The organism is Acetobacterium sp. (genome assembly GCF_039830195.1).
Classification (GTDB): domain Bacteria; phylum Bacillota; class Clostridia; order Eubacteriales; family Eubacteriaceae; genus Acetobacterium.
In genome coordinates this window covers 101677-112316 of the sequence record NZ_JBDODG010000037.1, presented here as the reverse complement: position 1 = coordinate 112316, position 10640 = coordinate 101677, and the positions used below count along the sequence as shown (strand labels likewise).

At 42.9% G+C, this 10640-nt stretch carries 9 protein-coding genes; 4 read left to right on the top strand and 5 right to left on the bottom strand.

Going from position 1 to position 10640, the window contains the following annotated elements; translation table 11 throughout:
• Window positions 1–34: 34 nt before the first annotated feature.
• Complete coding sequence (locus ABGU93_RS12150; RefSeq protein ID WP_347413710.1) at window positions 35–721, bottom strand: magnesium chelatase domain-containing protein; 687 nt, start codon at window positions 719–721, stop codon at window positions 35–37.
• Window positions 722–843: 122 nt separating this feature from the next.
• Between ABGU93_RS12150 and ABGU93_RS12145 the strand changes: the two genes are divergently transcribed.
• Window positions 844–1692 (top strand): DMT family transporter, encoded by an 849-nt coding sequence (locus ABGU93_RS12145; protein WP_347413709.1) that lies wholly within the window; start codon window positions 844–846, stop codon window positions 1690–1692.
• 86 nt (window positions 1693–1778) lie between these two features.
• Here ABGU93_RS12145 and ABGU93_RS12140 read toward each other — a convergent pair whose 3' ends face one another.
• The 4 genes from ABGU93_RS12140 to ABGU93_RS12125 all read right to left on the bottom strand — a co-directional run bounded on the left by ABGU93_RS12140 (window position 1779) and on the right by ABGU93_RS12125 (window position 7039).
• Window positions 1779–2957, bottom strand: a complete 1179-nt coding sequence (locus ABGU93_RS12140) for an MFS transporter (protein ID WP_347413708.1) — start codon at window positions 2955–2957, stop codon at window positions 1779–1781.
• A gap of 667 nt (window positions 2958–3624) precedes the next feature.
• The gene (locus ABGU93_RS12135) at window positions 3625–4287 is read right to left on the bottom strand and encodes a TetR/AcrR family transcriptional regulator (protein WP_347413707.1); all 663 of its coding nucleotides are present in this window, start codon (window positions 4285–4287) and stop codon (window positions 3625–3627) included.
• Between the two features lie 148 nt (window positions 4288–4435).
• The gene (gene argH / locus ABGU93_RS12130; RefSeq protein WP_347413706.1) at window positions 4436–5815 is read right to left on the bottom strand and encodes an argininosuccinate lyase; all 1380 of its coding nucleotides are present in this window, start codon (window positions 5813–5815) and stop codon (window positions 4436–4438) included.
• A gap of 6 nt (window positions 5816–5821) precedes the next feature.
• Window positions 5822–7039 (bottom strand): argininosuccinate synthase, encoded by a 1218-nt coding sequence (locus ABGU93_RS12125; RefSeq protein ID WP_347413705.1) that lies wholly within the window; start codon window positions 7037–7039, stop codon window positions 5822–5824.
• 398 nt (window positions 7040–7437) lie between these two features.
• On the opposite strand from ABGU93_RS12125, the gene argC reads away from it, so the two are divergent.
• Genes argC through argB form a run of 3 tightly spaced genes read left to right on the top strand, consistent with a single transcriptional unit; the run spans window position 7438 to window position 10633 of the window.
• Window positions 7438–8478: an N-acetyl-gamma-glutamyl-phosphate reductase gene (argC, locus tag ABGU93_RS12120; RefSeq protein WP_347413704.1), complete on the top strand. Its 1041-nt coding sequence runs from the start codon at window positions 7438–7440 to the stop codon at window positions 8476–8478.
• A gap of 42 nt (window positions 8479–8520) precedes the next feature.
• Window positions 8521–9744: a bifunctional glutamate N-acetyltransferase/amino-acid acetyltransferase ArgJ gene (gene argJ, locus ABGU93_RS12115; RefSeq protein WP_347413703.1), complete on the top strand. Its 1224-nt coding sequence runs from the start codon at window positions 8521–8523 to the stop codon at window positions 9742–9744.
• Window positions 9745–9763: 19 nt separating this feature from the next.
• Window positions 9764–10633, top strand: coding sequence for an acetylglutamate kinase (gene argB, locus ABGU93_RS12110; RefSeq protein ID WP_026394372.1), 870 nt, complete (start codon window positions 9764–9766; stop codon window positions 10631–10633).
• The last annotated feature ends 7 nt before the right edge of the window (window positions 10634–10640 follow it).

Below are 10640 nucleotides of genomic sequence, written 5' to 3'. Positions count from 1 at the left end.
GCTGAGTAAAATATTATTCATGATGGAATAATGTTTATAAATTTGCGACAGGTGGGCCGCTCATCAGGACGTTGTGAGCCCCGGCGGCCGCGATTTCCAAGCCGCGTTTGGCCAGATCCTGGCCGCGGATGTCGGAAAAATCAATGGAATGACAGCTGTTATCCACGGATAGGAGCGTAGTGAGATCGACCTTGAAGGGGTCGATGATCAGTTCGTTCTTTAAAAAAGAGACGGCCTCATGAAAATCTTTTAACGGATAGACATTCACATTCTGAACCACGGCAGCTTCATGACGGTTATCATAGGGAACCAGAATATTGGAAATGCCCGCTTCTTTGGCGGCCAGCACCATCGGCAACACGCCGTTGACGCTTCTTATTTCGCCACTGAGGGATAATTCCCCAATGATCAGATAATTTTCAGGATGATCCCAGGTCAGTTGCTCCGAAGCGCTTAAAATACCCAGAGCAATGGCCAGATCAAAGGCCGGGCCTTCTTTTTTTAAATCTGCGGGAGCAAGATTAATGGTGATCCGTTCCATCGGATATTTAAAGCCATTATTTTTGACGGCTGAAAAAACCCGATCTTTTGATTCCTTGATACCGGTATCCGGCAGACCGACCAGAGAATAGGACGGTAATCCCCGGGAAATATCTATTTCAACAGTGACGATTACGCCATTTACGCCTTGCAATCCGCTACTTTTTATCTGTGATAACATACAAAGTTTACCTCCATTTATTATGGATATTATACAGGAAATAAAAGTAAAAATATAGAGAAAAAATTGAAGGGGTATGGTATCATCAAAAGATAAGTAGAAAGAGAAAAAGGGAGGTACCGATGGAGAAAACAACAAAAGGGACCCTATATGTGCTCATTGCCATGGTACTATTCAGCACCGGCGGGCTTTTTATCAAGCTTATCAATGCCAATGCTTATACCATCATTTTTGGTCGGGCATTAATCGCCGGGCTTATTTTTTTGCCCCTGATCCAATGGAAAAAATTGCGGTTTTCTAAAAACTTTTTAGTTCTGGCAACCGGATACTGCTATCTGTGCATCATGTTTGTGCTAACAACTAAAATAACAACGGCGGCCAATGCCATCATCCTGCAATGCACTGCGCCATTATGGCTTTATTTGTACTATGTGATCCGTGGGAAAAAAATAACCGGCCGAGAATTGATTCCGCGGTTGTTTATACTCGTTGGGATCATTGTCATCTTCAGCGCTTCGGCAGGAGGAAACCGATGGGGTGATTTGCTGGCATTAAGCAACGGAGTTGCCTATGCGTTGGTGCAGCATTTTATGGATAAGGAATATCCGGTTTCGGATAACTCAATCATCGGTCTGAATAATATTATCCTTTGTCTGGTGATATTGGGACTGTTTTCAACCCAGTTTGATTTTTCGGGATTATCCATGGCCGGTTGGCTGGGACTAATTTTTTTAGGTATTTTTCAAATCGGGGTGTCCTATCTGGTATTTTTTAAGGGGGTGAGGATGATTTCAGCATTGAAAGCGTCAATGGTATCACTTCTGGAACCGCTTCTAAATCCAATTTTCGTTTTTTTCTTTGTGGGTGAGGTTCCCTCAGTCAATTCATTAATTGGTTTTGGTATTATTTTATTTGGTATCGCCTTGACGATGATACCGATGAAAAACGTCGCCCAGATTGAAGAATGCTAAAGATGTGCGAGAACTGTCAAATGTCCCCAAAAAACAAGAACCGTACATCTTTTATGGATGTACGGCTCTTTTGCTAATGATCGTTATTATTCAGGTTGAGGGGCAATTTGCTGTTTTGGCTTTACAAACAGCAGCCCTACCGCAATAAGGGTAAAGGCGATCATCGATACATAGAAAGGAAACTTAATGGAGACAGTCATATCAACACCCATAATCCCGGCTAAAAATGCGAAGAAATAGGCTGAACAGAATCCACCGACATTCATACATGCCATAACAATTCCGGATGCAGTTGGCATCTGGCTGGGATGAACGGTTGCCCCCAAATTCATAAAGATACTTGGCATGATAAAGCTTAAGCCAATACCGGCAATGGTGGTTCCAATATACATAAAGACAATAGAATTACCAAGACCAATGCTCACCATGGCAACGGCTAATAACACAACGCCGACAGCCATCGTTTTACTTTTAAAAATACCGAAGGATTTAGCAAAGATAAGTCCACCGACCATACCGCCGACTGTAAACATGGTCAGGACAAGGGCGGCATCACCGGCTGTACCCATGCCGTTGGCTGCAATGATTGAAGACATGTTAACCAGCATCGGGTAAATCAAAACCATCATAAAGAAGATTAATCCGGCAAAGGCAAACACAGCCCCAGGTAATTTTGGTTTTGCTTCGCCAGCAGCTTGAACTGGTGCTTTAGCTGGTTCAGGAAGGAATAAAATAATAAGTAGGGTTATAATACCTAATCCGTGAATAAGGAAAGCATATTCCCAGGAAATCGTTGCAGCAAACCCACCAAGCAATTGGAAAAGGATACCACCAATGTTACCGACAACACCACTTAAACCCATCATCTGAGCACGAACCTCACCATCAAAGAAAGCAATGATCAGCGCGGCGCCTAGTGGGGTGACAATTCCAAGACCAATACCAAAGATGGCACGTACGGCTAAGATAGCCGTAAAGCTGGAAGCAGTCATGAAATAGGGGGCTATACCACCGCCGATAAAGAGGACCATACCGACGATTAACAGTGTTTTGTATTTAACAACTCCGCCGGCAAGTCGACCAGAGATCAGGGTCGCCGGGACCGACATTAATACGGCTAAAGTAGAAACAAGTAACAGGGTTGTGAATGGGACGTCCGGGAATGCCGCGGCGATGTTGGCGATTGCCGGTGTGATGGTTCCGACACCCATCTGGACAAAGAATACAGACAGAACAGCAATTTTTAAGAAAGTACTATTTTTCATAATTTCACCTCTTCAAGATATCTCCCTGAAATTAAACTGGGAGACTTAATTTTTTCACACAGCCCTGGTTTTTGAGATGGGTTGTGTACGGGTACATCTTCACCAGATAGAATGGCGCAGATCCTTTAACAAGTTAGTAATTAATGTAAAACACTTGTTTAAACGTTTGCTGTTTATTTCAGACAGCAACAAATGATCGCATGGGTGCAATAAACAATGTCCTCTACTTTCGTCCCTCCTCCTTTTAAATTTATTTGCAACACACCCAGAATGCACTATCTACAATCACTGAACGATGAATAGTATAATAAAGGACTGTTAAAATTCAGTGAATAATAAATTGTTCTCATTCAATATTAGTTGTATTTAAGTATGGTTTGATAATAGCATGTAAAATGGGGTTTGTCCAGCATAAAATGTATAATAATGATAAATTACGAAAAATGTTCAATAAAACAAAAATGATAAACGTTTAAAACCTGAATAATGATATATTTACAGTGACTTTAGCTAAGAAAAGGATATCGAGTAGTTGTAAAAATGGTTGAAAAATTAGTCGCAAATAAAATGAAAATAAGTGAAGTGATGAAAAATTGAGGATAAAAAAACAGCGTCATGGTTAACCACGACGCTGCAATGAAAAGATCATGAAAAAGGACTAGTCTGCTTAGATGATGATGAAATTTTTTTCGATTCGCACGGTAATCTTTTTTTCGATTTCATAGGATTCGTTAATTACGTGTTCATTGAGCTTTGCATCAAGTCCCATATTATTCAGTAGAAGATGAATGCTGGAATTAATAAAATCCTGGGAAGAACAATCAATGAGTCCGGCATCATAGGCAAGATTAATGCCTTGGGTAGCACCGGCACTGGCATAAGAAATAAAAGCTATTTCAAAGTCGCTGTAATGAAGATCGCAGCTTTCAGCCAGTTTGCGGTAAAAATCTGTAACCACACTCTGCTCTTTATAGAGAACATTTTCGCCCAGTAAATCATAATAAAAACGGCTGAAATTTTTATTGAAACGCATATTATTATTCAATACCCGCCATTCGATGGCAGTCTGCAATAAAAGAGTTGCTTCAATCCCTAATTTTTCCAGATTTTCGGTGACTTTTGCTTTGATTGAAGACATGATTTCGTTATATACTTCAATCCCCAAGCCACCTTTTGAACCATAATAATAGTTGATCAGACCAACGTTTGCCCCGGATTCCTTCGCAATCTTCAGGCAGGTCGTGCTGGTATAGCCATTCTCATAAAATAAGGCTTTGGATGCTTCATAAATCTTTTCCTTTGTTTCTTTACCGACCTTGTATTTTCCCATTTCATACTCTCTATTTCTATATTTTGATTAAGTGCAAATTGTGTTTAAATATTTATAAAGCATATCATATTTCTTTGTGAAAAACAAGACAAAGGAAGTGAAAAAAACTTTCTTGATTTAATTGGCAGGACAATTTGGGCTTAAAACTCTAGTTTTGGGCAAGCCATTGATGATTAAGGGCTATCGCCTTTCGCACTTGCTCTTCAGCCGGCCCGCCAATAATATTACGTTGGTTAACACAAACATTCAAATCGATAGCGGCAAAGATGGATTCATCAAAAACCGGAGAGACACTTTTATACTCAGCAAGGGACAGTTCATCCAGACTTTTTTGCTGTTCCAAAGCAAAAAACACCAGCTTGCCAATAATTTCATGGGCATCACGAAAGGCAACCCCATGTTTAACCAGCCAATCGGCGGCATCGGTGGCATTGGAAAAACCGCCGGCGGCGGCCTTTTTCATCGTGTCTTTATTGACGGTCAGGGTCTTGATCATTTTGGCAAAGGTGATCAGACAGATTTTAATGGTATCGTAGGTGTCGAATACCGGTTCTTTATCTTCCTGCATATCCTTATTATAAGCCAGCGGAATCCCTTTCATGGTCGTTAACAGACCCATCAGGTTGCCATAAACCCGTCCGGTTTTGCCGCGAACCAGTTCAGCGATGTCGGGATTTTTTTTCTGGGGCATAATACTACTGCCGGTACTGAAGGCGTCATCGAGGGTGATAAAATTAAATTCGCTACTGCACCAGAGGATGATCTCTTCCGAAAAACGACTGAGGTGCATCATTAACACGGAGGCAGCTTCGAGGAAATCAAGACAGAAATCCCGGTCTGAAACCCCATCCAGACTATTTAGCGAAACAGCGGCAAAGTCCAGCTCCGCCGCCACCGCTTCCCGATCCAGTGGATAGGTGGTGGTGGCTAATGCACCTGAACCCAATGGTAGGGTGTCGGCCATGGTTTTTACCTGGGTCATTCTGATCATGTCGCGTTTAAACATTTCGACATAAGCCATCAGGTGATGACTGAAGGTAATCGGCTGAGCCCGCTGCAGATGAGTATAGCCAGGCATGATGGTATTGGTATGATCTTCGGCCAGATCCAGCAGAGTGAGGATCAGATTCTGGATTAGTGATTTGCTGTCAGTGGCAATTTCTTTAACATAGAGGCGCATGTCGGTGGCAACCTGATCGTTGCGGCTGCGGCCGGTGTGGAGTTTTTTGCCGACATCACCAATGCGTTCGGTCAGAATCGCTTCGACATTCATATGAATATCTTCCATCGACACCGAAAATTCGATGCTTCCGGCTTCGATGTCGAGAAGAATCGCTTCCAGGGCTTCGATAATCTTTTCAGATTCTTCGGGATCGATAATATTTTGCTTCCCAAGCATTCGAGCATGGGCAATACTTCCGGTGATATCCTGTTTATACAGGCGTTGATCAAAGGATATGGACGAGTTAAAATCATCAGTTAAAAGGTCGGTTTTTTTAGAAAACCGACCTCCCCACATTTTTTTCATATTGTTTTATTCCCCTTTTTCTTCTCGGCTGAGTCGCATTAAAGCACGAACCTTAAGCGGTAAGCCGAATAAATGGATAAATCCTTCAGCATCTTTATGATCATATAAGTCGCCGGTGGTAAAGCTGGCGATTTCGGCATTGTAAAGCGAATACGGTGAAGCAACACCGATCAGGATAATATTGCCTTTGTAAAGCTTCAAACGAACATTACCGGTAACCGTTTTTTGGGTTTCATCCACAAAAGCAGTTAAAGCTTCACGAAGGGGCGTGTACCATTCGCCATTATAGGCTAATTCAGCAAACTTAACGGCAGCCTGTTGTTTAAAGCCGAAGGTTTGGCGATCCAGACACATGTGTTCCAATTCTTCGTGGGCATTGTAAAGAATTGAACCGCCGGGAGTTTCATAAATCCCTCGGGATTTCATCCCAACCACCCGGTTTTCAATGAGATCCACGACGCCAATGCTGTGACGTCCGCCGATGATATTGAGTTGTTCAAGCAGTTCCCGGCCAGTCATTTCAACGCCGTTTAATCGGACGGGAATACCTTCTTCAAAGTCAAGACTGACAATTTCAGCTTCATCGGGTGCTTCTTCCAATGGTGTTGTCATTTGCAGTAATTTTTTATATTGTGGTTCTAAAGAAGGATCTTCCAATTCCAGACCTTCATGACTCATATGTAAGATGTTTTTATCGCGGCTGTAGCTGTTGCTGATCGACATTGGCACCTTTATATCATGCATGACACAATAGTCCATGGCATCTTCTCGGGATTTGATATCCCAAATTCGCCAGGGGGCAATGATTTTTAATTGAGGTGCCAAAGCGCCAATGGTCAATTCAAAACGGACCTGGTCATTACCTTTACCGGTGGCACCGTGACAAATGGCTTCAGCGCCTTCCAGTTCTGCATATTTTACCAGTACCTTAGCAATTAAGGGACGAGCCAGGGAAGTGCCTAACAAATATTTTTTTTCATAAATAGCGTCGGCTTTAAGGGCTGGCCAGACAAAGTCTTCGACAAACTCATCGGTAACATCTTCGATATATAACTTACTGGCTCCGGAAGCAAGGGCTCGTTCTTCAAGGCCGTCCAGTTCGGTGCCCTGTCCCACATCCACACATACGGCGATAACTTCATAGTCGTAGGTATTTTTAAGCCATGGGATAATGGTTGTGGTATCTAATCCACCGGAATAGGCAAGAATTACTTTTTTCTTCAATTTTATATCCTCCTGATAACAATCACTTTTGTATAATAAACTTAATTACATGAATGATTATACAATCATTTTCATACAAATGCAAGTATAAAAAGAAAAAACTTATAATTTATTTATAATTATGCATAAAAACGCTTGATTATGCATAATAACAAGAGTATAATACAGAAATAAGATATTAATAAATTTCATAAACTAACAGACAGACTTCATTTATTTTGGTAAAATAAGTGTTTAAAGTACTTGTGTTGGCAGATTATTAATGGGAAGAAAAATAGAATATTAAGATTGTAGATAAACCCCGTACCGAATTGATTCAAATCGATTGTGCGATCCTGTTTGCCTAAACTCTTACTATTCTTAAACAAAGACATTTAAGAAAGGAAAGGAAAATTAAAATGATTAAAGCATCTGTTATCGGAGGAACTGGTTATGCCGGACAGGAACTGATCCGAATTCTTATGCGGCATCCGGAAGTGGAAGTAGTGACAATCGGAACCAGAAGCTTTTCCGGGCTGAAATTTAGTGATGTCTACGGAAATTTTGAAAGTATTACTGATCTTGTTTGCGAAGCTACGGACATCAAGGCGCTGGCAGAAAAGTCAGATGTGGTATTTCTGGCCTTACCTCATGGCATTGCATCCAAAACCGTTACGGCGGATGTGCTAAAGAAAACAAAGGTAATTGATCTTGGGGCTGATTTTCGGCTCAAGGATATTGATATCTATGAAGACTGGTATAAAACCGAGCATTTCAATCATCCATTACTTAATGAAGCGGTTTATGGATTGTGCGAATTGCATCGGGATGAGATAAAAAAAGCCCAGCTCATTTCGAATCCCGGTTGTTATACAACCTGCAGCATTTTAAGTCTGGCACCACTTTTAAAAAATAATCTCATTGATACCAGCAGTATTATCGTCGACGCCAAATCCGGGGTAACCGGAGCTGGCCGGGGAACGATAACCGAGCTGATGTACTCGGAGTGCAATGAAACCATCAAGGCCTATAAAATCGGTGCCCATCGCCATACCCCGGAAATTGAGCAGGAATTACGGCTGTTAAATGGGCAGGACTTTAATATTCTGTTCACCCCCCATCTGGTTCCGATGAATCGGGGAATTCTGGCCTTGTCCTATGCCAAATTAACGGCAGACCTGAGCCTGGAAGAGGTCAAGGCAATTTATCGAGAATTCTATCAAGATGAATATTTTGTCAGAATCCTGGAAAACCGGATGCCAGAAACCCGCTGGGTGAAAGGAACCAATTATTGCGATATCGGGCTGACAATCGATCCCCGGACCAACCACGTCGTTGTGGTGGGGGCCATCGACAACCTGATTAAAGGCGCCGCCGGACAGGCAGTACAGAATATGAATATCTGTTTTGGTCTGGCAGAAAAAACCGGCATCGACTTTATTGCCGATTTCCCAATCTAAACAAAAATTTGGATCAGCCATTTAAATACGAGGAGTAAAGACATGAAAGTAATAAAGACAGGCGGAGTAACAACCCCCATCGGTTTTAAAACCGGAGGGATCAATTGCGGCATCAAAAAGAGCGGAAAAAATGATCTGGCGATGATTGTTTCAGAAGTGCCAGGCGCAACCAGTATTATGACAACAACGAATGTTGTTAAGGCAGCACCGATTCTCTGGTGTAATAAAGTGATGAATAATCCCTATAAACAGGCGGTAGTGGTCAACAGTGGCAACGCCAATGCTTGTACCGGACAAAAAGGCGATGCAGCGGTAGCGGCCACAGCCAACAAGGCGGCCACGGTTTTGGGCTTGCAGCCGGAGGATGTGCTGATCGCCTCAACCGGGGTGATCGGGGTGATCTTACCGGTGGAAAAAATCCTATCTGGGATTGAGGCCCTGGGGCCTAAACTGGGAAATAGCCAGGAAGACGGCGATATTGCCGCCAATACGATTCTCACCACCGATACGATTCAAAAGACCATCGCCGTTGAAGTGGAAATCGACGGGAAGTTGGTAAAGATTGGCGGCATGGCCAAGGGCTCGGGTATGATTCATCCCAATATGGCCACGATGCTGTCTTTTGTGACGACTGACGCAAAGGTTGAACCGGCCCTGCTTGATAAATTGTTGAAAGAAACCACAGTGGATACCTACAACATGATCTCTGTGGATGGGGATACCAGTACCAATGATATGGTCACGGTGATCGCCAACGGGATGGCCGGCAATCAGCCGTTGCAGGAAAATACCCCGGATTATGAGATTTTTAAAGAAGCCTTTATTTATGTTCATAAAACCCTGGCAAAAAAAATCATTCGCGATGGCGAAGGTGCTTCCAAGTTTGTGGAAGTGGAAGTCCGCGGTACCAAAACAAAGGATGACGCCCGCAAGCTGGCCAAATCGGTGATCACTTCCAGTCTGGTCAAAACAGCGTTATTTGGCGAAGATGCCAACTGGGGACGAGTGCTCTGCGCCTTGGGTTATTCCGGGGCTGACTTTGATCCACTAAAGGTTTCATTGGTTTTTTCCAGTCAGGCCGGGATGATTACCCTTTTAAATGACGGTGCTCCGATCGCTTTTGACGAAGACGAAGCTAAAAAAGTTTTATCCGAAACAGATATTTATATTGCGGTTGAAATGGAAGAAGGCGACGAAAAAGCCGTAGCCTGGGGTTGTGATCTGTCCTACGACTATGTTAAGATCAATGGCGATTACCGGAGTTAAATAAAGAAAAGAGTAATAAATGGAAAAATATATTGAAAAGGCCAAGATTCTGATTGAAGCCTTGCCCTATATCCAACAGTTTAAAAAGAAAACCATGGTCATTAAATATGGCGGCAGTTTTATGTATGATGAGGCCAGAAAGCAGTCGGTCATGGATGATATTTCCCTGATGCGGCTGGTTGGTATCCGTCTGATCATTGTTCATGGCGGCGGCAAAGATATTTCTGGGATGCTAAATGATCTCGAGATCCAGACCGAATTTGTGGAGGGTCTGCGGATCACCAATGAAAAGGTAGTGGAAATTGCCGAGATGGTTTTATCCGGAAAAATCAACAAGGAAATTGTACAGCTACTCCAGAACCGTGAAATGAATGCCGTCGGGCTTTCCGGCAAGGACGGCGGGATGATCAAGGTTAAAAAGAAATTTATCAATAATCTGGACATCGGTTTTGTCGGGGACATTATCCGGGTCGATAACCGGCTCTTGAATACTCTGTTAAAAGACGACTATCTGCCGGTTATTGCGCCGATTGGCACCGATAAAACCGGCCAGAGCTATAATATTAATGCCGACCATGTGGCCTATGCCATTGCCAAAGCAATGAAGGCAGAAAAGCTGATCTATCTCACCGATACCGATGGGGTCTATATGGATCCGGATAACCCGGATTCAATTATTCGGCGGCTCTTTGCTGAAAATGTACCCAAGCTCATAGAAGAGGGGATTATCTCCGGCGGAATGATTCCCAAGGTCGAAAACAGCGTCGACGCCTTGAACCAGGGGGTCAATTCAGTACATATTTTAGACGGCAAGGTGGAACACTCGATGTTACTGGAGCTGTTCACTGCTGCCGGGGTGGGGACGATGATTCGACGTTCCATTATTTAGGAGGACA